The organism is Arthrobacter sp. Helios (assembly GCF_023167125.1).
Taxonomy (GTDB): Bacteria; Actinomycetota; Actinomycetes; order Actinomycetales; family Micrococcaceae; genus Arthrobacter_B; species Arthrobacter_B luteolus.
The window spans coordinates 2,288,804-2,312,182 of record NZ_CP095402.1 but is presented as its reverse complement, the minus strand read 5'-3'; the positions used below and the strand labels follow the sequence as shown (position 1 = coordinate 2,312,182).

Below are 23,379 nucleotides of genomic sequence, written 5' to 3'. Positions count from 1 at the left end.
GGATATGGCCAAGAAAGACGGCGTCATAGAGATTGAGGGCTCGGTCAACGAAGCCCTGCCCAATGCGATGTTCCGCGTTGAGCTGGCCAACGGCCACATTGTGCTCGCACACATCTCGGGAAAGATGCGTCAACACTACATTCGCATCCTCCCCGGAGACCGCGTTGTGGTGGAACTTAGCCCGTACGACCTCACCCGGGGCCGTATCGTCTACCGCTACAAGTAACAACAAGGCTCCGGTGTTTCCGAAGGAGACCCGGAGTTCATCCCTGCAACCACGCAAAGGAAAACCATGAAGGTCCAGCCGAGCGTCAAGCAGATCTGCGATAAGTGCAAGGTGATTCGCCGTAACGGCCGAGTCATGGTGATCTGCGAGAACCCGCGCCACAAGCAGCGCCAGGGCTAATTAGCGGTTATCGTCCAAGGACCCGCAGGGGGCCTTCGGGCACGCTAAGCCCACGCGTAGTAGTAATTGAATATGGCAGTACAGCGTCTGATACGCGTGACGCATACCCCCGGCACGGAGGCCGGGGACCTGGAAACGGGGACGTACTGCCTCAGACCTCCGGTAATACAAAAGGAGAACCGCCAATATGGCACGTCTCGCCGGCGTAGACATTCCCCGCGAAAAGCGGGTTGTCATTGCGCTTACCTACATCTACGGCGTGGGCAAGACCCGTGCAGAGCTGACCTTGGCAGAGACCGGCATCAGCCCGGACACTCGCGTCAAGGACCTCACCGATGCTGAGCTCGTTCAGCTGCGTGACTACATCGAGGGCAACTTCAAGGTTGAGGGTGACCTCCGCCGCGAGGTAGCAGCAGATATCCGCCGCAAGGTTGAGATCGGCAGCTACCAGGGCATCCGCCACCGCCGCGGCATGCCTGTCCACGGCCAGCGCACCAAGACCAACGCTCGTACCCGCAAGGGCCCGAAGCGCACAGTTGCCGGTAAGAAGAAGGCCGGCCGCTAAATAACGCGGTCCAGGCCATGACCTGCACCGTCAGGTCACCTATTCCAAACTCTTTGTAGGAGAAGTAATGCCCCCCAAGACTCGTGGAGCGGTACGCAAACCGCGTCGCAAGGATAAGAAGAATATTGCGCTCGGCCAGGCGCATATCAAGAGCACTTTCAACAACACCATCGTGTCCATCACGGACCCTTCCGGTGCTGTGATCTCATGGGCTTCCGCCGGTGAGGTTGGCTTCAAGGGCTCCCGCAAGTCCACCCCGTTCGCTGCGCAGATGGCTGCCGAAGCTGCTGCCAAGCGCGCCCAGGAACACGGCGTCCGCAAGGTCGACGTCTTCGTGAAGGGCCCGGGTTCGGGACGCGAGACCGCCATCCGTTCGCTGCAGGCCACCGGCCTGGAAGTTGGCACCATCCAGGATGTCACTCCGAGCGCACACAACGGCTGCCGTCCCCCGAAGCGCCGCCGCGTCTAATTCGCATTCGTTGCCGGTGCCGGCACCGCCCGTCGGGTCTGTTCTGCTTAGTGCAGGCAGGCCCGAAGGGCGGTCCGGCCCGGGTGCGAGGCTGCTAGCCGTCCAAGACGCGCGCGGGGTGTCCCCGTCGTCGTCGTTTCCACCATTTGTGCTGCGTCATATAGCGGACGCTCGCTGAAAGGAAATGCAAGTGCTCATTGCACAGCGCCCCACCCTCACAGAAGAAGTCGTAGCCGACAACCGGTCCCGGTTCATCATCGAACCGCTGGAACCCGGCTTTGGCTACACCCTCGGCAACTCGCTTCGCCGTACGCTGCTTTCCTCCATCCCCGGTGCTGCCGTAACCAGCATCCGGATCGACGGAGTGCTGCACGAGTTCACCACCGTTCCGGGCGTTAAGGAGGATGTCACTGAGATCATCCTGAACGTCAAGAACCTCTCGGTGTCCTCCGAGCACGACGAGCCCGTCGTGGCTTACCTGCGCAAGCAGGGCCCCGGCGTCGTCACCGCTGCGGACATTGCTCCGCCGGCCGGCGTGGAGTTCCACAACCCGGATCTGCACATCGCCACCCTGAACTCGAAGGGCAAGTTCGAACTCGAACTGACCATCGAGCGTGGACGTGGCTACGTTTCCGCAAGCCAGAACAAGTCCGGCGACCAGGAGATCGGCCGTATTCCGGTTGACTCCATCTACTCGCCGGTCCTGAAGGTGACCTTCCGCGTGGAGGCCACCCGTGTCGAGCAGCGCACCGACTTCGACCGCCTGATCGTCGACGTCGAAACCAAGGATGCCATTGCACCGCGCGACGCCGTCGCCTCTGCCGGCACCACCCTGGTTGAGCTCTTCGGCCTGGCCCGTGAACTGAACACCGCAGCTGAAGGCATCGAAATCGGCCCGAGCCCCACGGATGCCGCACTGGCAGCCGACATGGCCCTGCCGATCGAGGACCTTGAGCTGACCGTGCGCTCCTACAACTGCCTCAAGCGCGAAGGCATCCACAGCGTGGGTGAACTCGTAGCCCGCTCCGAGGCTGACCTGATGGACATCCGTAACTTCGGTGCGAAGTCCATCGATGAGGTGAAGGCGAAGCTGGTTGAACTGGGTCTGTCCCTGAAGGATTCCCCTCCCGGGTTCGACCTTGCAGCCCGCGCCGCAGCCATTGAAGAGGACGAGTCCGAATTCTCGGACGACGAGCTCTAACTACGCAAAATCTTGCCGCCGTGCCTGAGCACAGTGCGGCACCGTTTGAGGAGAAAAAGTAATGCCTACACCCACCAAGGGTAAGCGCCTCGGAGGCAGCCCGGCACACCAGCGCCTGATGCTGGCGAACCTGGCCGCCCAGCTGTTCGAGCACAAGCAGATCACCACCACGGTGACCAAGGCCAAGCGCCTGCGTCCCTACGCAGAACGCCTGATCACGTTCGCAAAGCGCGGAGACCTGTCTTCCCGCCGCCGCGTCCTGGCCCTGATCTCTGACAAGGGCCTCGTTCACGAGCTCTTCACCGAGATCGCACCGGCCGTTGCCCAGCGCGACGGCGGCTACACCCGCATCACCAAGATCGGCAACCGCAAGGGCGACAACGCTCCCATGGCAGTCATCGAACTGGTGCTGGAACCGCTGTCCGCCAAGCAGTCCGTGGTTGCCGAGGCTTCCACCGCTGCTGCGGCTGCCGCACCGGCTCCGGTTGCTGCTGAGTCTGCCGATTCCGCTGACTCGGCTGAGTCCGGCGAATCCGCCGACTCGGCTGATTCCGCTGACTCTGCAGAGTCCGCCGACTCGGCTGATTCCGCAGATGAAGCTGCTGAGGCAACCGAAGAGAAGAAGTAATTCTCTGATTGATTCACCGTGCCCTTAATATTGAGGGTATGAGTATCGAGAGACCCGCCGTTCTGAACCAGGACGGCGGGTCTCTTCGTATCCGGCTGGACCTGGCCTACGACGGCGCGCCGTTCTCCGGCTGGGCCACCCAGCCTGGGTTCCGCACTGTCCAGGGGACGCTTGAAGCCGCCCTGGCCGTACTGATCCGCCGGCCTGTCCGGGTAACTGTGGCCGGGCGGACGGATGCCGGCGTCCATGCGCGTGGCCAGGTGGTCCACTTCGACCTCACAGCAGCGGAATGGCAGGCGCTGTCCCGGGGCAAGGACCTGGATCCGTCCACGGCGCTGCAGCGCAGGCTGCGCGGCGTCATCAACCGGGAACTGACCCTGCCGCTGAAGGAAGCCGGAACCTCCCGCCGGGCGGCGGAGTCGCTGGCTGGCGCAATCGAGGTCCGGGCCGTCTCTTTGGCGCCTGAGGGCTTCGACGCCAGGTTCTCGGCCCTGTGGCGCCGGTACAGCTACCGCATCGCGGACCGGGACGAGACCTGGGATCCGCTGCTGCGCAGCATCAGCCTCTGGTACAAGGTTCCGGTCGACGAACGGGCCATGAATGAGGCCGCCGCAGGTGTGCTGGGAATCCAGGATTTCCTGTCCTTCTGTAAACCCCGGGTGGGAGCCACCACCATCCGGGAGCTGCAGGAATTCAGCTTTGTCCGCGGTCCCGACGGGGTCCTGACTGCGCACCTGCAGGCTGACGCCTTCTGCCACAACATGGTTCGCTCCCTGATTGGCGGGGCACTGCTGGTTGGCGCGGGGGAGCGGCGGCCGCAGTGGCTGGCGGAACGGATGTTTGCCCGCATCCGGGACTCCAAATCCATCCTGGCCGCGCCGCATCCGCTGGTCCTGGAAGAAGTCCGGTACCCCGATGCGGAGCAGCTGCTGGCACGGGCGGAAATGACACGGGCCAGGAGGGCATAGAATAGTCAGGACAGTCGCGTGCGCCGGACTTTGACCTGGCCCGGCAAGCAAGCTATTGTTTATAGTCGTTGTGCGTGTCCTACCTCGATAGGTCTATGCCCACGGGAGCGGCTCAGTTGCAGAGCCACCTGGCCCCGGGGAGATAGCCGAGAACTCAGGACCACTGGTTACATCAGTCCTCACCTGACCGTCCGGTAACGCATAGAGAAGCTGCGCGGCGTATGGCATCCATACGCGGCGCGCCACCTAAGAAGAAGAAACGAAGGCAAAAACGTGCGTACGTACACCCCGAAGCCCGGCGACATCAACCGCCAGTGGCACGTCATTGACGCCACCGACGTTGTCCTAGGCCGTCTTGCCAGCCAGACCGCAACACTGCTGCGCGGAAAGCACAAGCCGACCTTTGCCCCCCACATGGACATGGGCGATTTCGTCATCATCATCAACGCTGAGAAGGTTGCCCTGACCGGCGCCAAGCTCGAACAGAAGCGTGCCTACCGCCACTCGGGTTACCCGGGCGGTCTGTCCTCCGTCAACTATGCCGAACTGCTGGAAAAGAACCCGGTGCGCGCAGTTGAGAAGGCCATCCGCGGCATGCTGCCCAAGAACTCCCTCGCTGCACAGCAGATGGGCAAGCTGAAGGTATACGCCGGTGCTGAGCACCCGCACGCCGCCCAGCAGCCCAAGACCTTCGAAATCACCCAGGTCGCCCAGTAGTTCTGGCCCGCCAACTAAGAAATTAATTCAAGGAGAATCGTGGCTCAGAACACTGAAGAGCTGAATGACAACACCGAGGAGCTCACCAGCTACACCTCGGAAAGCACCGACGCAGCCCAGGCGGAGGTCAAGGAGCGTCCGGCCCTGACCGTTGCCGGCTCCGCTGTTGGCCGCCGCAAGGAAGCCATTGCACGCGTCCGGGTTGTCCCGGGCACCGGCAAGTGGATCGTCAATGGCCGCGAACTGGCCGACTACTTCCCGAACAAGCTGCACCAGCAGGAAGTCAACGAGCCGTTCAAGCTTCTTGACCTCGACGGTGCTTACGACGTTATCGCCCGTATCCACGGCGGCGGCGCATCCGGCCAGGCAGGCGCACTGCGTCTGGGTGTCGCTCGCTCGCTGAACGAGATCGACCGCGAAAACAACCGCCCTGCGCTGAAGAAGGCCGGCTTCCTGACCCGTGACGCCCGCGTCATCGAGCGTAAGAAGGCTGGTCTCAAGAAGGCCCGCAAGGCACCTCAGTACTCCAAGCGCTAAAAAGCGCCTGCCCTCCTTGCTGCCGCTGGCGCGTCAGCAAGGAGGGGCCCGCGGCGCTTTTTGGCGCTTGGCTCCACAAGCGCTGATTCAGCGCTCCGGAGCTCAAGCGCTAATTCGACGCGTAGGGGTTGGGTGTTACCAAACGCTCATCCCCCTGCAAAATGCCCCCGGCTTCGGCCGGGGGTTTTTTGCTTAAATCACTGGTCAGCCGCGTAGGGGGCAGACGGAATGGCTGAGGACCTGCACGGAACGATCCGGTCAATCGGGCTCCGTGGTCAGGGCAGCGTTTGGGCGCTGGCCTTACCGGGATGGCAGAATAGGCGCGGGGGCTGCAAGCGGGAGCCCCGCTGGGCAACTGCATGCTTGGTTACTACATGCTGTTAAGGATTCTTTGAACATGACACGACTGTTTGGTACCGACGGCGTCCGGGGGCTGGCCAATGGCCTGATCACCGCCGAAGTGGCACTGGGGCTGGCACAGGCTGCCGCCGTCGTCCTGGGGCACCGGCAGGTTCCCGCAGGCAAGCGTCCGGTAGCTGTCGTGGCACGGGATCCGCGGATCAGCGGTGAGTTCATTTCCGCTGCGGTTGAGGCTGGGCTGGCGAGCTCCGGCATTGACGTTTTCGATGCCGGCGTCCTCCCGACTCCCGCAGCGGCCTATCTGGTGGCGGACCTGGACGCCGACTTCGGCGTGATGATTTCCGCCTCGCACAACGCCGCACCGGATAACGGCATCAAGTTCCTGGCACGCGGGGGACAGAAGCTGGACGATGCGCTGGAAGATGCGATCGAAGCAGAGATGGATGAGCCGAACCCCCGGCCCACCGGTGCTGCCGTGGGCCGGATCCAGCGCTTTGCCGACGCTGAGGACCGCTATATTGTTCACCTTCTGCAGACCCTTCCGCACCGCCTGGACGGCCTGAAAGTCGTCCTGGACTGCGCGCATGGAGCCGCGAGCGGATGCTCGCCGCAGGTCTTCGCCGACGCCGGTGCCGAAGTAGTTGTCATCGGCGCTGATCCGGACGGCATCAACATCAATGACGGTTACGGCTCAACCCACCTCGGGCCGCTGCAGGAAGCCGTCCTGCAGCACGGTGCGGACCTCGGTATCGCGCACGACGGCGACGCCGACCGCTGCCTGGCAGTGGACGCCGAAGGCAACGTCGTCGACGGCGACCAGATCATGGCCATCATGGCCGTCGCCATGAAGGCATCCGGGGAACTGAAGGACGACGCCCTTGTGGCCACGGTCATGAGCAACCTCGGCTTGAAGCTTGCGCTGCGGGAAGCCGGAATCAGTATCCGGGAAACCGGAGTAGGAGACAGGTACGTACTGGAAGCCATGCGGGAAGGCGGTTACAGCCTCGGCGGAGAACAGTCCGGCCACGTGATTTTCTCCAAGTACGCAACCACCGGTGACGGCGTCCTGACGGGCCTCCAGCTGGCCGCCCAGGTGGCCAAGACCGGCCGCAGCCTCCAGCAGCTCGCCAGCATCATGGAAAAACTGCCCCAGGTGCTGATCAACGTCAAGAACGTTGACAAGTCCGCCGCTTCCACCAATGAAGCCGTGCGGCGGGCGGTAATCGACGCCCAGGAGAAGCTCGGCGAGACGGGCCGCATCCTGCTGCGCCCGTCGGGGACCGAACCGCTGGTGCGGGTCATGGTCGAAGCGGCGGATATGGAAACCGCACGGACCGTGGCCGAAAAGCTGGCGGCAACTGTTGAAGCCAACCTCTCACTGGCGGCCTCTGAAGGCGCCGGCGTCTGAGGCCCGACGCCGGAGGCCTGACGCGTTCCGGCCCGCTTCGCACAGCGGACCGGCCGAGCAGCTCGGAATCAGTCGCGGCAGCAGCCGGAATCAGGCGCGGGGGCTGCCCGGGAACTGGTTGGGCTCATCCGCAGGCGTTTTCAGGGCGTCCCGGATTTCGGTCAGCAGCACGATCTGCGGGTCCACGGCAGCTGTTGGTTCAATGCCAAGGCGGCGGTTGCGCCGTTCGATCATTTTGTTCATCGGCAGCACAACCACGAAGTACACGGTCGCAGCAACCAGCAGGAAGTTAACGACGGCGGTCAGCAGCACGCCGAACTGCACCATGTTTCCGTTCAGCTCCAGGACGGCGAAACTGTCGAAGTTCGGTGATCCGGCCAGGGCTGAGATGAACGGCATCAGCACCGCAGAGACCATCGCATTAACGACCGCGGTAAAAGCGGTTCCGATGATGACGGCAACGGCCAGGTCCAGGACGTTGCCTTTCATGATGAAGTTTTTGAACCCATTAAGCATTGGCCCAGACTACCGGGTTCGCCCCACCCGGCCGCGGTGGCATCGGCGGCAGCCGGACCGGTCCGGCAGGAACAGCTCTACGTCTTGCGCAGCAGCATCCGGCGGACGGAGTGGTCTGCGTCCTTGGTGAGCACCAGCTGGGCGCGGCCGCGGGTCGGCAGCACGTTTGTCACGAGGTTGGGCTCGTTGATGCGCTTCCAGATGTCCAGTGCCGTTTCCCGTGCTTTTTGGTCGGTAAGACCGGCGTAGCGGTGGAAGTAGGACGCCGGGTTGGCAAAAGCTCCGCTGCGCAGTGACTGGAAGCGTTGGACGTACCACTCCTCGATGTACGCGGTCCGCGCATCAACATAGATGGAGAAGTCAAAGAAATCGCTGAGGGCCAGGCCGGAACGTCCGTCGGGGCGGGTCCGGGCGGGAGCCAGGACGTTGAGCCCTTCGACGATCAGGACGTCCGGGCGGCGGACCACAATCTCGGAATCCGGAACAATGTCATAGGTGAGGTGTGAATAGCGCGGGGCACGGACCTCTTCGGCACCGCTTTTTACCGCGCTGACGAAGCGCAGCAGCCGCCGGCGGTCGTAGCTTTCGGGGAAGCCCTTGCGTTCCATGAGGCCGCGCCGTTTGAGCTCCGCATTCGGGTACAGGAAACCGTCGGTGGTAATAAGTTCGACGTTCGGGGTGTCCGGCCAGCGCCGCAGCATCTCCCGGAGCACGCGTGCCGTGGTGGATTTACCCACCGCCACCGAACCGGCGACCCCGATGACAAAGGGTGTCCGGGTGGTTTGTTCACCCAGGAAAGTGGTGGTGGCATTGTGCAGTTTGCCTGCCGCTGCCACGTAAAGATTCAGGAGCCGGGAGAGCGGCAGGTAGACCTCCCGCACCTCATCCAGGTTCAGCTGGTCGCCGAGCCCGCGCAGACGCGTAATGTCATCCTGGTTCAGCGGAGACTCTATTTCGTGGGACAGGCGTGACCAGGTCTGCCGGTCCAGTTCAACGAAGGGAGTGACGTTGGTCTCATGGCCGTTTCCCGGCGAGGACTTCGGAGTTGGTTCGGTCACTCTAGGAATTGTGCACTGCCGCGGCGGTCAATCCAAACAAGCCTCCGGTGCCCGGCGGCGGGAAGGGCCCGGCGTTTAGACCGTCACCTGCAGCTGCCGGTAGTCTTGGGAGCATGTGTGGAATCGTAGGTTATACCGGCCGCCCGGGCTCTGCCGCAGCTATCGGGCACAGCGCCCTCGACGTCGTCATGGAGGGTCTCCGCCGGCTGGAATACCGCGGCTACGACTCCGCCGGCGTTGCCGTGCTGACCGGGACCGGCATGGAGTCCCGCAAGAAGTCGGGCAAGCTGGCGAACCTGGTTGCTGAGCTGGAAGCGGATCCGCTTCCGGAAGCCACCACAGGCATCGGCCACACCCGCTGGGCCACGCACGGCGGGCCGACCGACGGAAATGCCCACCCGCACCTGGCGGACGGGGACCGCCTCGCCGTGATCCACAACGGCATCATCGAGAACTTCGCCGAGCTGAAGGAAGAGCTCCTCGCCGCCGGCGTCGAGTTCCGGTCGGAGACCGATACTGAAGTTGCCGCAGCACTGCTCGGCCGCATCTACGCCTCCACCGGCGGGCAGGACCTGGCACGCAGTATGCAGCTCGCCTGCCAGCGCCTCGAAGGTGCCTTCACACTGCTGGCCGTGCACGCCGACTCCCCGGACACGGTGGTTGCCGCCCGCCGCAACTCGCCGCTCGTCGTCGGACTCGGTGAGGGCGAGAACTTCCTCGGTTCGGACGTCTCCGGCTTCATCGACTTCACCCGCCGCGCCGTGGAACTGGGCCAGGACCAGATCGTCACGATCACGCCGGAATCCGTCGAAATCACCGACTTCCACGGAGGTCCGGCCGAGGGCACCGAGTTTGAGGTCAACTGGGATGCTGCCGCCGCAGAAAAGGGCGGCTACGGATCCTTCATGGAGAAGGAAATCAACGACCAGCCCCAGGCCGTCGCGGACACCCTGCTGGGCCGCTTCGACGCCGATGGGCGCCTCACCCTGGACGAACTGCGGGTCAGCCCCGAGTCGCTGAAATCAATCAACAAGATCATGGTCCTGGCCTGCGGCACCTCCGCCTACGCCGGGCAGGTGGCCAAGTACGCCATTGAGCACTGGTGCCGGATTCCCGTGGAGGTCGAGCTCAGCCATGAGTTCCGCTACCGGGATCCGATTGTCGATTCCAACACCCTGATCGTGGCGATCTCGCAGTCCGGCGAGACCATGGACACGCTGATGGCCGTGCGGTACGCCAAGGAACAGGGCGCCAAGATCCTGGCCATCTGCAACACCAACGGTTCCACCATTCCGCGTGAAGCCGATGCCGTGCTGTACACCCACGCCGGGCCGGAAATCGCCGTCGCATCCACCAAGGCCTTCCTGGCCCAGATCACTGCCACCTACCTGCTTGGCCTCTACCTGGCGCAGGTCCGCGGCAACAAGTTCCAGGGCGAAATCAAGGACATCCTGGCTGACCTGGCCAAGGTTCCCGCCAAGATCCAGCAGGTCCTGGACAGCGCCGGTTCCATCAAGGAACTCGGACAGCTGATGGCGGGCACCTCTTCGGTCCTCTTCCTGGGCCGCCATGTGGGCTTCCCCGTCGCCATGGAAGGCGCCCTGAAGCTGAAGGAACTGGCCTACATCCATGCCGAGGGTTTTGCTGCCGGCGAACTCAAGCACGGACCGATCGCGCTGATCGAAGAAGGGCAGCCGGTGTTCGTGGTTGTGCCCTCGCCCCGCGGCCGGGATTCGCTGCACGCCAAGGTGGTTTCCAATATCCAGGAAATCCGGGCCCGCGGCGCGAAGACCATCGTCATCGCTGAAGAGGGCGACGACGCCGTCAAGGCCTACGCCGAGCACGTCTTCTACGTTCCGGAGACGCCTACCCTGCTCGCCCCGCTGCTGACCACGGTCCCGCTGCAGATCTTCGCCTGCGCCCTGGCCACCGCCAAAGGCTTCGACGTCGACCAGCCGCGTAACCTGGCCAAGTCCGTCACAGTCGAGTAGCGGACCGGAAAAAACCTGCCGAGGGGGAACCAATGATTGTCGGTATTGGCGTGGACGTCGTAGACGTAGAGCGTTTCGGGCGCCAGCTTGAGCGCACTCCCGGACTCCGGGCGCGGCTCTTCGTGCCGGCGGAACGGGAATTGAACCTGCGGTCCCTGGCGGCACGGTTTGCCGCGAAGGAAGCGGTGGCCAAGGCCCTTGGGGCCCCCGCCGGCATGAACTGGCAGCACTGCCAGGTGGAGCTCGATTCCTCGGGCGCGCCGCGGATCCTGGTCGAAGGGACCGTCCTGGCAGCTGCCGAAGCCAAGGGCGTCCGCACCTGGCACCTTTCGCTCAGCCACGACGGCGGCGTTGCCACTGCCATGGTGGTGGCGGAGGGCTAGTCTGGTACGCATGATCAGTGCGTACTCCGGAACCGCGGTCCGGGCAGCAGAACAACCGCTCCTCGACTCCGGTGCCGGGGCAGAGCTGATGCAAAAAGCGGCCTACGGGCTGTACCAGGCCGCCGCCGCGCTCCTGTCCCGCAGGCGCGGCCGGATCTACGGCTCGCAGACCGTGGTCCTGGCTGGTGCCGGCAACAACGGCGGGGACGCGCTGTACGCTGCGTCCCGCCTCCTGTCCCGCGGGGGCAGCTCCACCGCTGTTCTCACCGCAGCGGAAGTCCACCCGGCCGCGCTGGCTGCCTTCCGCGCCCGCGGTGGGCGGGTCCTGTCCCTGACCGGTGAAAATAGCAGAGCTGTCCTGGCGCTCTGTATGACCGCAGACCTGGTGCTCGACGGGATTCTTGGGACCGGCGGCAAAGGCGGGCTGCGGGCACCGGCCGCCGAACTGGCCGTGCTGGAGCCGGCACGCCTGCGCCGGGGCCAGGCTCCCGCCATCATTGCCTGCGACCTTCCGAGCGGGATCAATGCCGACACCGGTGCTGCGGGCGGGGCGTACCTTCGGGCCGACCTGACCGTCACCTTCGGAGCTCCGAAGACCGGGCTGATGGCCGGTCCCGGCGCCAGCGCCGCGGGGCAGATCGAAAGCGTGGACATCGGGCTTGCACCGCAGCTGGGAACCGCCGAGGTCCAGCGGCTGGAGGCAGCGGACATCAGGGATCTCCTCACCCTCCCGGAACCCGGAGACCACAAATACAGCCGCGGCGTGCTCGGAATAGCAGCCGGATCAACGGCCTATCCGGGTGCCGCTGTCCTGGCCACCGGTGCGGCATTGGCCACCGGGGTGGGCATGGTCCGTTTCCTGGGACCGGAGCCGGTGCGGAGGCTGATCAACCTGACCCATCCCGAAGCGGTCTGCTCTGACGATTCCGTGACCCAGACCCACGTCCAGGCCTGGGTGGCGGGACCCGGCGCGGGCGAGGATGAGGGGCAGCGCCGCAGGGCGGTGGAAGCCATGGCTTCAGGGCTCCCGGCCGTGATCGACGCCGATGCCCTTTCCGCCGTCGAACCTGGCCTGGGACCACAGATAGTCCTGACGCCGCATGCCGGCGAGCTCACCGCCCTGCTCGACCGCCTGGGCGTACGTGGTGACCGGGAGGCCGTGGAGGCGGACCCCTTGGCCCATGTCCGCCAGGCCGCGGACCTCACCGGCGCCACCGTGCTGCTCAAAGGGTGGGCGACCCTCGTGGCCGCTCCCGGCGGGCCGGTCTACAGCCAGGCGGAAGCAACCCCGTGGCTCGCCGCCGCCGGCAGCGGCGACACACTTTCCGGCATTCTCGGAGCACTGCTCGCCACCGACCGCCGGGGATCCGGCAGCCCCGGCCACTATGCCCGGCTCGCCGCAGCGGCGGCGAGCATCCACGGCCGGGCCGGCACCCTGGCGGCGCAGGACGGCCCGGTCGAGGTCTCCGGACTCCCATCGAACGTCCGGCAGGTCCTGGCCGCGCTGCTGGCGGCGTGAGCTTCCGCTGCCGCGCAGACGCGGCTGACATACTGTAGAAAGTAAGCAGGCATAGCATTTATCTGCCGCCCACACAGCAGTCAGGAGATCTGAATGGAAGTCTGGCCCGGAGATGCATACCCGCTGGGTGCCACGTATGACGGCAACGGCACCAACTTCGCCCTTTACAGCGAGGCAGCGGAATCGGTAACGCTCTGTCTGTTCGATGACGACGGGTCCGAAACGCGCATCCCGCTGACGGAGGTAGACGGGTACGTCTGGCACTGCTATCTGCCGCATGCGGTCCCTGGCCAGAAGTATGGCTACCGGGTAGACGGCCCCAACGACCCGGGGCAGGGCAACCGCTGCAACCCGAACAAGCTGCTGCTGGACCCATATGCGAAGGCGGTCTCCGGACAGGTCGACTGGGACCAGTCCCTGTTCGGCTACAACTTCGGAGACGAGGACTCGCGCAATGACGAGGACTCCGCGGCCCACATGATGAAGGGCGTGGTGATCAACCCCTTCTTCGATTGGGACGGTGACCGCCGTCCCCGCACCGAATACCACCAGTCCGTGATTTACGAGGCACACGTCAAGGGGCTGACCCAACTCCACCCCGAGATCCCGGAGGAGCAGCGCGGGACCTACGCCGGCATCGCCCACCCGGCAGTCATCGCGCACCTGAAGAAACTGGGTGTCACCGCGCTGGAACTGATGCCGGTGCACCAGTTCGTCAACGACTCGACCCTGCAGGACAAGGGCCTCTCTAACTACTGGGGCTACAACACCATCGGCTTCTTCGCCCCGCAGAACACCTACGGCGCGAACGGCGAAGACGGCCAGCAGGTCCAGGAGTTCAAGGCGATGGTCAAAGCCCTGCACCTGGCCGGCATCGAAGTGATCCTGGACGTGGTCTACAACCACACCGCTGAAGGTAACCACCTTGGACCCACCCTGTCCTTCCGCGGAATCGACAACGCGGCGTACTACCGGCTCATGGAGGACGACAAGCGGTACTACATGGACTACACCGGCACCGGTAACTCGCTGAACGTCCGGAACCCGCACTCCCTGCAGCTGATCATGGACTCCCTCCGTTACTGGGTCACGGAGATGCACGTGGATGGCTTCCGCTTCGACCTGGCCTCGGCACTTGCCCGCGAATTCTACGACGTCGACCGCCTGTCGAGTTTCTTCGAACTTGTGCAGCAGGATCCGGTGGTGTCGCAGGTCAAACTCATTGCCGAGCCCTGGGACATCGGACCCGGCGGCTACCAGGTGGGGAACTTCCCGCCGCAGTGGACGGAATGGAACGGGAAATACCGGGACACGGTGCGCGACTTCTGGCGCGGAGAGCCCTCCACACTGGGCGAATTCGCCTCCCGGATCACCGGCTCGGCGGACCTCTACGAGACCTCCGGCCGCCGCCCGGTGGCCTCCATCAACTTCGTCACCGCCCACGACGGCTTCACCCTGCAGGACCTGGTCTCCTACAACGAGAAGCACAATGAGGCCAACGGCGAAGACAATAACGACGGCGAATCGCACAACCGCTCCTGGAACTGCGGCGTTGAGGGGCCCACGGATGATCCGCAGGTGCTTTCCCTGCGGGCCCGCCAGCAGCGCAACTTCCTCGCCACCCTGCTGCTCTCCCAAGGCGTCCCCATGCTTGCCCACGGCGACGAGCTGGGGCGGACCCAGAACGGCAACAACAACACCTACGCCCAGGACTCGGAAATCAGTTGGGTTGACTGGGAGCAGATGGACACCCCGCTGCTGGAATTTGCCTCCGCGCTGAGCAGGCTCCGCGCCGAGCACCCCACCTTCCGCCGCCGCAGGTTCTTTGACGGGCGTCCGGTAGCCAGGGGCGAGAACGACGAGCTGCCTGACATTGTCTGGCTGAACGAGGACGGCAGCCCCATGCAGCCCGATGACTGGGACACCCAGCTGGGCCGTTCACTGGGGGTGTTCCTGAACGGACAGGGTATCCGCGGCAATGACCGCCGCGGTCAGCGGATCACCGACCTGAACTTCCTGCTGTACTTCAACGCAGACGACGACGCCGTCACCGTCACGGTGCCGCCCAGGGAATACGGCGATCTGTGGGAACAGATCATCGACACCGCGGGAGAGTATGCGGACTCCGACCCGGTCACGCCCGACGGCAAGATCTCGGTGGCGGCAAAGTCCATGGTGGTGCTGCGGCAGCGCACGCAGGAAGAGGAAGTCCATGACCATTCCGTAGCGGCGTCGCTGGCGGCCCTCGCGGAAGCCAAGTCGCGGGAGGCCATTGCATGAGGACACCGCGGTCGACCTACCGGCTGCAGATCCATGCAGGGTTCACCCTGTACGACGCCGCCGGGCTGGTTCCGTATCTCAGTGACCTGGGGACGGATTGGATCTATCTTTCGCCCCTGCTGACGGCGGAGGAGGGCTCGGCCCACGGCTATGACGTAACCGACCCCTCTGCCATCGATCCAGCAAGGGGAGGAGCCAGCGGTTTCAAGGCGCTGGCTGACGCCGCCCACGCCGCGGGGATGGGCGTCCTGGTGGACATCGTGCCGAACCATATGGGCGTGGCGACTCCCCGCGCCAACCGGTGGTGGTGGTCCGTGCTCAGCGAGGGCCCGGCGTCGCACTATGCCGAGGCCTTTGACATTGACTGGGCAGCCGGCGGTGGGAAGCTGAAGCTTCCGATGCTGGGGGAGGGCGACGACGAACTCTCCAAGCTGCGCATTGTTGGCGGGGAGCTGCGCTACTACGACCACGCTTTTCCCCTTGCAGAGGGCACCTTCGGCCCCGGGGACACCCCGCAGGACGTGCACGCGCGGCAGCACTATGAACTCATCAGCTGGCGCCGGGCAGACGACGAGCTGAATTACCGCCGCTTCTTCGGCATCACCACGCTGGCCGGGGTACGGGTGGAAGTGCCATGGGTGTTTGAGGAAACCCATGGCGAAATCCGACGGTGGTTCCGGGAGGGGCTGGCTGACGGACTGCGGATCGACCACCCGGACGGGCTGGCCGATCCGGCTGGCTACCTGCGGTCCCTGGAGCAGCTGACCAATGGTGCGTATGTGCTGGTGGAGAAAATCCTGGAACACGACGAGGCGCTCCCCGCTGACTGGGCAGCCGCCGGGACCACAGGCTACGACGCGCTCGCTGACGTGGACCGGCTCTTCGTCGATCCCGCGGCGGCCCCGGCGCTCAGCGCAGCTGCGGACGCTGAACCGTACCGCCACCTGATCCATGACACCAAACGGGCGGTCGCGGACGGGCTGCTGCACTCGGAGGTGCTGCGGCTCGCGCGGCTGGTCCCGGCGGAGGCAGGGGTGGACCGTGCGACGGCGGCCGATGCCTTTGCCGAACTGCTGGCCTGCTTCCCGGTCTACCGCAGCTATCTGCCCGACGGGGTGGCGAATCTGGAAGAGGCCGGCCGTGCCGCCCGGATCCGCCGCCCGGATCTGGACGCAGCGCTGGATAAGCTGCTTCCGCTGCTGGCCGGCGGCGACGCGGGGACACAGGGCGAGGCAGGCCTGGGCGAGCTGGCTCTCCGTTTCCAGCAGACTTCCGGAATGGTAATGGCCAAGGGCGTCGAAGACACAGCCTTCTACCGCTACACCCGCCTGACCTCGCTTAACGAGGTTGGTGCGGATCCGTCGATCTTCGCGCTTGAGCCCTACGACCTACACCTGCGGATGCTCCGGCGGCAGCAGGAGCTCCCAGCCTCGATGACGGCGCTTAGCACCCACGACACCAAAAGAAGCGAAGACACCCGCGCGCGGATCAGCGTCCTGTCTGAACTGCCCCAGGAGTGGGCCGAGACCGTCACCGGGCTCGAAGCGCTGGTCCCCCTGGGCGACCGGGCGCTGGCGGACCTCCTGTGGCAAGCCCTCGTGGGGGCCTGGCCGCTGGAGAGGGAACGGGCTCATGCCTACGCCGAAAAGGCGGCCCGCGAAGCCGGCCAGGGCACCAGCTGGACCTCACCGGACGAAGCTTTCGAAAAGCAGCTCCATGCCCTGGTGGACGCCGCCTACGACCACCCGGAGGCGCATTCGGTGGTGGCATCCTTCGCTGAACGGATCACGCCCGCGGGCCGCTCCAACGCCCTCGGCGCCAAGCTGGTCCAGCTGACCATGCCCGGTGTGCCGGACGTCTACCAGGGCACCGAGCTGTGGGACCACTCGCTCGTTGACCCGGATAACCGCCGGCCGGTCGACTTCGCCCTGCGGTCCCGCCTGGCAGCCGGCCTAGGCCGCCCAGGCGGAAACGGCCCGGTGCCGCCCGTCGATGAGACCGGTGCCGTCAAGCTCCATCTGACCCGGGAGGCACTGCGGCTGCGCCGGGGCCGTCCGGAGCTGTTTTCCGGCTACTCGGCGCTGGGCGTCGCGGGACCCGCCGCGAAGCACGTGTTCGGGTTCGACCGGGGCGGGGCCCTGACCCTGGTTACCCGGCTGCCGCTGGGGCTGGAGGCGGCCGGAGGGTGGGACGGGACAACGGTTCAGCTGCCCGCCGGCACCTACCGGGACGGGCTCACCGGAGCAACATACCGCGGGGGAGAGACGGATGCCGGAACCGTCTTCGGTACCTACCCGGTGGCGCTTCTGGCACTGGAGGAGGAACTGTGAGCACCGATTTCGATGTATGGGCACCCAACGCGGACACCATGAGGCTGCTGGCCGATGGCCGCGAACTCCAGATGAGCCGCGGGCAGGGCGGGTGGTGGCACGTCCAGCATGCGGCGCTGGACGGCGATATTGATTACGGCTACCTGATCGACGACGCCACCGTCCCGGTTCCCGACCCGCGTTCCCGCCGGCAGCCGGCCGGCGTCCACGGACTCTCCCGCACCTTCGATCCCGGAGCCTACGATTGGCACGACGCCGGCTGGACCTCGCCCGGGCTGAACGGCGGCGCCATCTACGAGCTGCACGTTGGCACCTTCACTCCCGAGGGGACACTGGATGCGGCCGCCGGAAAAATGGACTATCTGGCGGACCTGGGTGTGCAGTACGTCGAGCTGATGCCGGTGAACGCGTTCAACGGCACGCACAACTGGGGCTACGACGGGGTGCTCTGGTACGCGGTCCACGAAGGGTACGGCGGCCCCCGAGCCTATCAGCGCTTCGTGGATGCAGCCCACGAGCGCGGGCTGGGCGTGATCCAGGACGTCGTCTACAACCATCTGGGACCCAGCGGCAATTACCTCCCCAGGTTCGGACCGTACCTGCAGCAGGCCAGCGGCAATGCATGGGGCGATTCGGTGAACCTGGACGGGCCGTTGTCAGACCCCGTGCGCCAGTACATCCTTGACAACGTCGAAATGTGGTTTCGGGATTACCACGTGGACGGTCTCCGGCTGGACGCCGTCCACGCGCTCCGGGATGAACGGGCACTGCACATCCTCGAAGAAATGTCCGGCCACGTTAAGGACCTGGCCGCGGATCTGGGCGGTGCCCTGTTCCTCGTTGCGGAATCGGATCTGAACAATCCGCGGCTCATCACGCCGCAGCGGCTGAACGGCTATGGCCTCGACGGACAGTGGTCCGACGACTTCCATCATGCGGCGCACAGCAACCTCACCGGCGAAGCCGGCGGCTACTACGCAGACTTCGACACCCTGGGCGCTTTGGCCAAGGTCCTTCAGGACGGCTTTTTCCACGACGGGTCGTACTCGTCCTTCAGACTCCGCAGCCATGGCCGGCCCCTGGACAAGGACGTTGTCACGGCCCGCCAGCTCGTCGTCGCAGTCCAGAACCACGATCAGGTGGGGAACAGGGCAGCGGGGGACCGGCTGACGGAAACCCTGGGTTACGAGCAGCTTGCGCTCGCAGCCGTCCTGAATCTGGCGTCCTCGGCCACCCCCATGATTTTTATGGGCGAGGAGTTCGGCGCTTCCACGCCCTGGCAGTTCTTCACCTCCCACCCGGAGGAGGATCTCGGCAGGGCAACCGCGGAGGGCCGGCTGAGGGAATTCTCGCGGATGGGCTGGGACCCTTCGCAGGTTCCGGATCCGCAGGACCCGCAGACGTTCCAGAACTCCAAGCTCGCGTGGGAGGAAGCCGAAGCCGGCGGGCATGCGCGGCTTCACCAGCTTTACAAGGATCTCCTCCGGCTGAGGCGGACGGTTCCTGAACTCAGTGAGCCAGACTTCCGGAAGATCTTCGTGAATTTTGATGAGGTGTCGCGCTGGCTCACTGTCCTCCGCGGCAACGTGGTCGTCGCCGTGAGCTTCGCGGACTCGCCGCGGGAGGTGCCGCTGCCCGTCCGGGAGCCGGCGCAGGTGCTCCTGGAAACCGGCCCGTCGGTTTTCTCCGACGGTGCCATTCAGCTGCCGGCCTATGGGGCGGTGATCATTTCCGGCACGTGATGCGGAGACGGCTGCCTCACGGTGCCGTCCGGCGTCCTCGATTCCGGCGTGAAGCGGTGGCAGGATGGGTCCCATGACCTACACTCCGGCCGACGGCCGCTACGATTCCATGCCCTACCGCCGCGTTGGCCACAGCGGCCTGCTGCTGCCAGCGGTTTCCCTGGGCCTTTGGCATAACTTTGGCGATGACCGGGACTTCGGAGCGCAGCGCGCCATCCTCCGCCGCGCCTTCGACCTGGGCGTGACCCATTTCGACCTGGCCAATAACTACGGGCCCCCGGCCGGTTCGGCGGAAACGAACTTCGGCCGCCATCTCCGCGACGATTTCCGCCCATTCCGGGACGAGCTGGTGATCTCCACCAAAGCCGGTTACGACATGTGGCCCGGCCCGTACGGCAACTGGGGTTCACGCAAATACCTGCTCTCCAGCCTGGATCAGTCGCTGGAACGGATGGGCCTGGACTACGTCGACATCTTCTACAGCCACCGCCCCGATCCCGACACCCCGCTGGAGGAGACCATGGGTGCCCTGGACACCGCTGTCCGTTCCGGCCGTGCACTGTACGCGGGCATCTCGTCCTACTCGCCGGAGAAGACCCTGGAAGCTGCCCGCATCCTGGCTGAGCTGGGCACTCCGCTGCTGATCCACCAGCCTTCCTACTCCATGCTCAACCGCTGGGTGGAACAGGGGGAGCCGAACCTGTTCCAGGCGCTGGAGGAAGCCGGAGCCGGCGCGATAGCCTTCTCGCCGCTGGCACAGGGCCTGCTGACCAGCAAGTACCTGGGCGGCGTCCCTGAGGGATCGCGGGCCGCGGCCGGCAAATCCCTGGACCCGGCACAGCTCTCCGAGGAAAACCTGGAACGGGTGCGTGGATTGAACCGGATCGCCGAAGCACGGAACCAGACCCTTGCCCAGATGGCCATCGCCTGGGTGCTGCGTCCGCAGGCCGGCGGCAGCGCCGTGACTTCCGCCCTTGTCGGAGCTTCAAGCGTGGGACAGCTCGAAGACAGCCTGGCCGCCGTGCAAAACCTGGACTTCTCCAGCCGGGAGCTGGCGGACATCGACACGTTTGCCAAAGATGCGGACATCAACCTGTGGGCCGCCGCACTGGACGCATAGTTCCCAAGGGAATGACCGATGACCCCGAAAGGACCTCGAATGCCGCCGGCTGCGTCCGCTGACCATCCGTCCGAACCCGTGCCTCCCCGCAGGCCGATTGCCATCAGGGAAGCCACGGGCAAGGACTGGCCGCAGATCTGGGCACTGATGGAACCCATCGTCCGGGCAGGAGAGACCTATTGCTGGGACCGGGACCTGGACGCCGGTGCCGGCCGCCGGTTGTGGCTGGAACCGGCTCCGGCCCGCGTCTTCGTCGCCGAAGTTGAGGGGAAGGTCCGCGGCACCGCCCAGCTGCATCCGAACCGGGGAGGCGGTGGCAGCCACGTCGCCAACGCCTCCTTCATGACGGACCCTGCGGCGTCCGGGCAGGGCATCGCACGGACCCTGGCTGCACACATCCTGGCGGAGGCCGCAGCCGAGGGGTATCTTGCCATGCAGTTTAATGCCGTGGTGGAGACAAACACCCGTGCCGTTGCACTGTGGACGTCGCTGGGATTCCGGATACTGGCCACCGCTCCGCGAGCCTTCCGGCACCCTGCCGCCGGGCTGACCGGACTCCATATTATGTACAAGGACCTTCCGCAGGGCGGGCGATGACCCGCGCCGGTGCCGACAATGGAAGAATGGACCCGTGAATTACCTCGAAGCTGTTCCCCCGGCGGAGCGTAGAGCCGTCGTCGACCTCGCTGCCATCCGCCACAACGTCCGCCATCTCGCTGAAGTCGTCAAACCTGCCCGCATGATGGCAGTCGTCAAGGCCGATGCCTACGGGCACGGCGCCCTTGAAGTGGCGCGAACGGTTCTGGAAGCGGGTGCGTCCTGGCTCGGGACCGCCCACATTTCGGAAGCGCTGGCCTTGCGCACGGGCGGGATTTCCGCGCCCCTCATGGCCTGGCTGCACACCGCGGAGAGCGACTTTCCCGCCGCTGTCGCCGCGAATATCGACCTCGGCGTCTCAGGCTGGGAACTTGAGGCGGTGGTGGCTGCCGCACGGGAGCTTGAGGTACCGGCGAGGGTGCACCTGAAGATCGATACCGGGCTGGGCCGCAACGGCTGCCCGGAAGACCTCTGGGAATCCTTCGTGGGCCAGGCCCTGGCCTACCAGGAGGACGGGCTGATCCGGGTTGTGGGAATCTTCTCCCACCTGGCCGTTGCCGACGAACCGCAGCGCCGGGAAACGGACGTGCAGCTGCAGAAGTTCCGCGAGGCCGTGGCCGTGGCAGAAGACGCGGGCGTGGACCACGAGGTCCGGCACATCGCCAACACTCCGGCAGCGCTGTCCCGCCCCGACTCGCACTTCGACATGGTGCGGGTGGGACTTGGGATCTACGGGCTTTCCCCCTTCCCCGGACAGACGTCCGAAGAACTGGGACTGCGTCCCGCGATGACCCTGAAGACGACCATCGCGAACTGCAAGGCGGTTCCAGCCGGCCAGGGTGTCTCCTACGGGCTGCACTACCAGACGTCCGCCCCGACCACCCTGGCGCTGGTGCCCATGGGCTACGCCGACGGGGTTCCCCGGGTTGCCACCGGGGGTCCGGTTATGGTGGACGGCGAGGTTTTCCCGGTGGTTGGCCGGATTGCGATGGACCAGATGGTCATCGACCTCGGGCGGACCGGAATCGCCGGCACACCGGAATCCTTCGTGGGCAAGGAAGCCGTGCTCTTCGGCGGCGAGGGTGCTCCCAGTGTGGATGAATGGGCTGCGGCCAGCGGCTCCATCAACTATGAGATTGTTACCCGGGTCAGCGGACGGGTCACCCGGAGCTACGTGGATACCGACGCTGCGGCGGCGCCGGGGGAGGCTTCAGCAGCTGCCGAGTCCGTCCACCCATGACGGGCGCTGCGCCGGAAGAGACACCGGTATGGGAACTGGAACTTCACACCGCCTCTGCGGCAGCAACCCAGAGCCTCGCCCGGCAGCTTGGAGCTGCCCTGCGTCCGGGCGACCTGCTGCTGCTCACCGGTGAACTGGGTGCCGGGAAAACCACGTTCACCCAGGGCCTCGGCGAAGGACTCGGCGTGCGGGCCGGCATCATTTCGCCGACCTTCGTCCTGGTCCGCATCCATCCCGCCCTCGGCAGCGGGCCGGACCTGGTGCACGTTGACGCCTACCGGCTGGGATCAGCTGCGGAAATCGACGACATTGACCTGGAAAACACCATGGACAGTGCGGTAACGGTGGTGGAGTGGGGCCGCGGCATGGTGGAACACCTGGCCGAGAGCCGCCTCGAAGTGACCCTCCTGCGGGCCACCGGCGGGCAGGCGGACCCTGAGGGCGGTCTGGTCACGGACTTCTCCGCGGAGGACGACGCCGAGGAGCGCACCATCCGCATGGCCGGGTTTGGACCGCGCTGGGCATCCGCTCCTCAGCTGGACGGTTTCTGACGCCGTCAGCAGCGCTGAACGGGCGGCTTCCGGCCCCGGCGGCAGCCGTGACGGGAGGGGACGGAGGAACCGCGTAAAATGGGCACCGTGCTCATCCTTGCCATCGATACCTCCGCCATTGCCAGTGCGGCACTGCTAACCGGTGAAGGGGAGACGCTGGCGTCCTTCGCCACCGCAGACACCCGTTCCCACGCCGAGGTTCTTGCCCCGGGGATCCAGGACCTGCTGCAGCAGACCGGAGTTAGCGGAACGCAGATCGATGCACTGGTGGTCGGTGTCGGCCCCGGCCCGTTCACAGGGCTGCGTTCCGGCATCGCCACCGCCCGGACCCTCGCTTTTGCCTGGAACAAACCGCTGCACGGCGTGATGAGCCTGGACGCCATCGCCCTCGACGCGGCCCTGGACGCCTGGCGGGCCGGAGTGGACGAGTTTGTTGTCGCCACAGACGCGCGGCGCAAGGAAGTTTACTGGGCGCACTACCGCAGCACCGGCGGCACCCCGGAACTGCTGGACGGACCGCACGTCACCTCGCCGGCCGAAGTCCCGGACCTGCCCGCGTACGGCGCCGGCGCCGGCCTGTATCCGGACACCCTGCATCCCGTGCAGGACTTCGCCGCTGCCCAGCCGACGGCTGACGCCTTGGGACGCACCGCCGTCGTGCGCCTGGTCCGCGGGCTGGAACTGCTGGACAGCGCACCGCTCTACCTGCGGGAATCCGACGCCAAGGTACCCGGACCCCGGAAGCGGGCCCTGTGAGCACCCAGCAGGAGAAGACCCCGCCGGTCAGCATCCG

23 protein-coding genes are annotated in these 23,379 nt (G+C 65.6%); 21 read left to right on the top strand and 2 right to left on the bottom strand.

The window, feature by feature from the left end:
- Positions 1-4: 4 nt before the first annotated feature.
- The 10 genes from infA to glmM all read left to right on the top strand — a co-directional run bounded on the left by infA (position 5) and on the right by glmM (position 7,259).
- Positions 5-226, top strand: a complete 222-nt coding sequence (infA, locus tag ArtHe_RS10370) for a translation initiation factor IF-1 (RefSeq protein WP_055239372.1) — start codon at positions 5-7, stop codon at positions 224-226.
- A gap of 66 nt (positions 227-292) precedes the next feature.
- Positions 293-406 (top strand): 50S ribosomal protein L36, encoded by a 114-nt coding sequence (gene rpmJ / locus ArtHe_RS10365; RefSeq protein WP_012397712.1) that lies wholly within the window; start codon positions 293-295, stop codon positions 404-406.
- A gap of 187 nt (positions 407-593) precedes the next feature.
- On the top strand, positions 594-971 hold the full coding sequence (rpsM, locus tag ArtHe_RS10360) for a 30S ribosomal protein S13 (RefSeq protein ID WP_066295877.1): 378 nt from the start codon (positions 594-596) through the stop codon (positions 969-971).
- Positions 972-1,038: 67 nt separating this feature from the next.
- Positions 1,039-1,440: a 30S ribosomal protein S11 gene (gene rpsK, locus ArtHe_RS10355; protein WP_066295874.1), complete on the top strand. Its 402-nt coding sequence runs from the start codon at positions 1,039-1,041 to the stop codon at positions 1,438-1,440.
- Between the two features lie 190 nt (positions 1,441-1,630).
- Entirely contained in the window at positions 1,631-2,641 is a 1,011-nt protein-coding gene (locus ArtHe_RS10350; RefSeq protein ID WP_066295871.1) for a DNA-directed RNA polymerase subunit alpha, read from the top strand.
- 61 nt (positions 2,642-2,702) lie between these two features.
- Entirely contained in the window at positions 2,703-3,269 is a 567-nt protein-coding gene (gene rplQ, locus ArtHe_RS10345; RefSeq protein ID WP_248316721.1) for a 50S ribosomal protein L17, read from the top strand.
- 38 nt (positions 3,270-3,307) lie between these two features.
- Positions 3,308-4,237, top strand: coding sequence for a tRNA pseudouridine synthase A (locus ArtHe_RS10340; RefSeq protein ID WP_248316720.1), 930 nt, complete (start codon positions 3,308-3,310; stop codon positions 4,235-4,237).
- Between the two features lie 273 nt (positions 4,238-4,510).
- Complete coding sequence (rplM, locus tag ArtHe_RS10335) at positions 4,511-4,954, top strand: 50S ribosomal protein L13 (RefSeq protein ID WP_066295859.1); 444 nt, start codon at positions 4,511-4,513, stop codon at positions 4,952-4,954.
- A gap of 39 nt (positions 4,955-4,993) precedes the next feature.
- The gene (gene rpsI, locus ArtHe_RS10330) at positions 4,994-5,491 is read left to right on the top strand and encodes a 30S ribosomal protein S9 (protein ID WP_066295858.1); all 498 of its coding nucleotides are present in this window, start codon (positions 4,994-4,996) and stop codon (positions 5,489-5,491) included.
- Between the two features lie 397 nt (positions 5,492-5,888).
- Complete coding sequence (glmM, locus tag ArtHe_RS10325) at positions 5,889-7,259, top strand: phosphoglucosamine mutase (RefSeq protein ID WP_066295857.1); 1,371 nt, start codon at positions 5,889-5,891, stop codon at positions 7,257-7,259.
- Positions 7,260-7,349: 90 nt separating this feature from the next.
- Here glmM and mscL read toward each other — a convergent pair whose 3' ends face one another.
- The gene (mscL, locus tag ArtHe_RS10320; protein WP_248316719.1) at positions 7,350-7,775 is read right to left on the bottom strand and encodes a large conductance mechanosensitive channel protein MscL; all 426 of its coding nucleotides are present in this window, start codon (positions 7,773-7,775) and stop codon (positions 7,350-7,352) included.
- 77 nt (positions 7,776-7,852) lie between these two features.
- Positions 7,853-8,833, bottom strand: a complete 981-nt coding sequence (gene coaA / locus ArtHe_RS10315; protein WP_248316718.1) for a type I pantothenate kinase — start codon at positions 8,831-8,833, stop codon at positions 7,853-7,855.
- Between the two features lie 113 nt (positions 8,834-8,946).
- Here coaA and glmS point away from each other — a divergent pair, with 113 nt between their 5' ends.
- The 11 genes from glmS to tsaB all read left to right on the top strand — a co-directional run bounded on the left by glmS (position 8,947) and on the right by tsaB (position 23,342).
- Positions 8,947-10,824 (top strand): glutamine--fructose-6-phosphate transaminase (isomerizing), encoded by a 1,878-nt coding sequence (gene glmS, locus ArtHe_RS10310; RefSeq protein ID WP_248316717.1) that lies wholly within the window; start codon positions 8,947-8,949, stop codon positions 10,822-10,824.
- A gap of 32 nt (positions 10,825-10,856) precedes the next feature.
- Entirely contained in the window at positions 10,857-11,207 is a 351-nt protein-coding gene (locus ArtHe_RS10305) for a holo-ACP synthase (RefSeq protein ID WP_066295843.1), read from the top strand.
- A gap of 10 nt (positions 11,208-11,217) precedes the next feature.
- Positions 11,218-12,726 carry an NAD(P)H-hydrate dehydratase gene (locus ArtHe_RS10300; RefSeq protein ID WP_248316716.1) on the top strand — a complete coding sequence of 503 codons (1,509 nt, stop codon included), beginning with the start codon at positions 11,218-11,220 and terminating at the stop codon, positions 12,724-12,726.
- Positions 12,727-12,819: 93 nt separating this feature from the next.
- Complete coding sequence (glgX, locus tag ArtHe_RS10295; RefSeq protein ID WP_248316715.1) at positions 12,820-15,006, top strand: glycogen debranching protein GlgX; 2,187 nt, start codon at positions 12,820-12,822, stop codon at positions 15,004-15,006.
- Entirely contained in the window at positions 15,003-17,336 is a 2,334-nt protein-coding gene (gene treY, locus ArtHe_RS10290) for a malto-oligosyltrehalose synthase (RefSeq protein ID WP_248316714.1), read from the top strand. Before glgX ends, treY begins: the two co-directional genes overlap by 4 nt.
- A complete protein-coding gene (gene treZ / locus ArtHe_RS10285; RefSeq protein ID WP_282568678.1) occupies positions 17,333-19,078 on the top strand; it encodes a malto-oligosyltrehalose trehalohydrolase in 1,746 nt (581 codons plus the stop codon). Before treY ends, treZ begins: the two co-directional genes overlap by 4 nt.
- Before the next feature lie 73 nt (positions 19,079-19,151).
- Positions 19,152-20,198 (top strand): L-glyceraldehyde 3-phosphate reductase, encoded by a 1,047-nt coding sequence (gene mgrA, locus ArtHe_RS10280; protein WP_248316713.1) that lies wholly within the window; start codon positions 19,152-19,154, stop codon positions 20,196-20,198.
- 39 nt (positions 20,199-20,237) lie between these two features.
- The gene (locus ArtHe_RS10275) at positions 20,238-20,795 is read left to right on the top strand and encodes a GNAT family N-acetyltransferase (protein WP_248316712.1); all 558 of its coding nucleotides are present in this window, start codon (positions 20,238-20,240) and stop codon (positions 20,793-20,795) included.
- A gap of 34 nt (positions 20,796-20,829) precedes the next feature.
- A complete protein-coding gene (gene alr / locus ArtHe_RS10270) occupies positions 20,830-22,035 on the top strand; it encodes an alanine racemase (RefSeq protein ID WP_248316711.1) in 1,206 nt (401 codons plus the stop codon).
- On the top strand, positions 22,032-22,586 hold the full coding sequence (tsaE, locus tag ArtHe_RS10265; protein ID WP_066295828.1) for a tRNA (adenosine(37)-N6)-threonylcarbamoyltransferase complex ATPase subunit type 1 TsaE: 555 nt from the start codon (positions 22,032-22,034) through the stop codon (positions 22,584-22,586). The genes alr and tsaE overlap by 4 nt, the downstream gene beginning before the upstream one ends.
- Before the next feature lie 87 nt (positions 22,587-22,673).
- Positions 22,674-23,342 carry a tRNA (adenosine(37)-N6)-threonylcarbamoyltransferase complex dimerization subunit type 1 TsaB gene (gene tsaB, locus ArtHe_RS10260; protein ID WP_248319750.1) on the top strand — a complete coding sequence of 223 codons (669 nt, stop codon included), beginning with the start codon at positions 22,674-22,676 and terminating at the stop codon, positions 23,340-23,342.
- Positions 23,343-23,379 lie beyond the last annotated feature (37 nt).

Bases quoted from the DNA above. Each gene is read 5' to 3' on its own strand.
- glmS (WP_248316717.1), top strand. From the start codon at position 8,947: ATGTGTGGAATCGTAGGTTATACCGGCCGCCCGGGCTCTGCCGCAGCT.
- rpmJ (WP_012397712.1), top strand. From the start codon at position 293: ATGAAGGTCCAGCCGAGCGTCAAGCAGATCTGCGATAAGTGCAAGGTG.
- ArtHe_RS10275 (WP_248316712.1), top strand. From the start codon at position 20,238: ATGCCGCCGGCTGCGTCCGCTGACCATCCGTCCGAACCCGTGCCTCCC.
- rpsK (WP_066295874.1), top strand. From the start codon at position 1,039: ATGCCCCCCAAGACTCGTGGAGCGGTACGCAAACCGCGTCGCAAGGAT.
- glmM (WP_066295857.1), top strand. From the start codon at position 5,889: ATGACACGACTGTTTGGTACCGACGGCGTCCGGGGGCTGGCCAATGGC.
- ArtHe_RS10340 (WP_248316720.1), top strand. From the start codon at position 3,308: ATGAGTATCGAGAGACCCGCCGTTCTGAACCAGGACGGCGGGTCTCTT.
- rpsM (WP_066295877.1), top strand. From the start codon at position 594: ATGGCACGTCTCGCCGGCGTAGACATTCCCCGCGAAAAGCGGGTTGTC.
- ArtHe_RS10300 (WP_248316716.1), top strand. From the start codon at position 11,218: ATGATCAGTGCGTACTCCGGAACCGCGGTCCGGGCAGCAGAACAACCG.
- glgX (WP_248316715.1), top strand. From the start codon at position 12,820: ATGGAAGTCTGGCCCGGAGATGCATACCCGCTGGGTGCCACGTATGAC.
- infA (WP_055239372.1), top strand. From the start codon at position 5: ATGGCCAAGAAAGACGGCGTCATAGAGATTGAGGGCTCGGTCAACGAA.
- ArtHe_RS10305 (WP_066295843.1), top strand. From the start codon at position 10,857: ATGATTGTCGGTATTGGCGTGGACGTCGTAGACGTAGAGCGTTTCGGG.
- treY (WP_248316714.1), top strand. From the start codon at position 15,003: ATGAGGACACCGCGGTCGACCTACCGGCTGCAGATCCATGCAGGGTTC.
- mscL (WP_248316719.1), bottom strand. From the start codon at position 7,775: ATGCTTAATGGGTTCAAAAACTTCATCATGAAAGGCAACGTCCTGGAC.
- tsaE (WP_066295828.1), top strand. From the start codon at position 22,032: ATGACGGGCGCTGCGCCGGAAGAGACACCGGTATGGGAACTGGAACTT.
- mgrA (WP_248316713.1), top strand. From the start codon at position 19,152: ATGACCTACACTCCGGCCGACGGCCGCTACGATTCCATGCCCTACCGC.
- rplQ (WP_248316721.1), top strand. From the start codon at position 2,703: ATGCCTACACCCACCAAGGGTAAGCGCCTCGGAGGCAGCCCGGCACAC.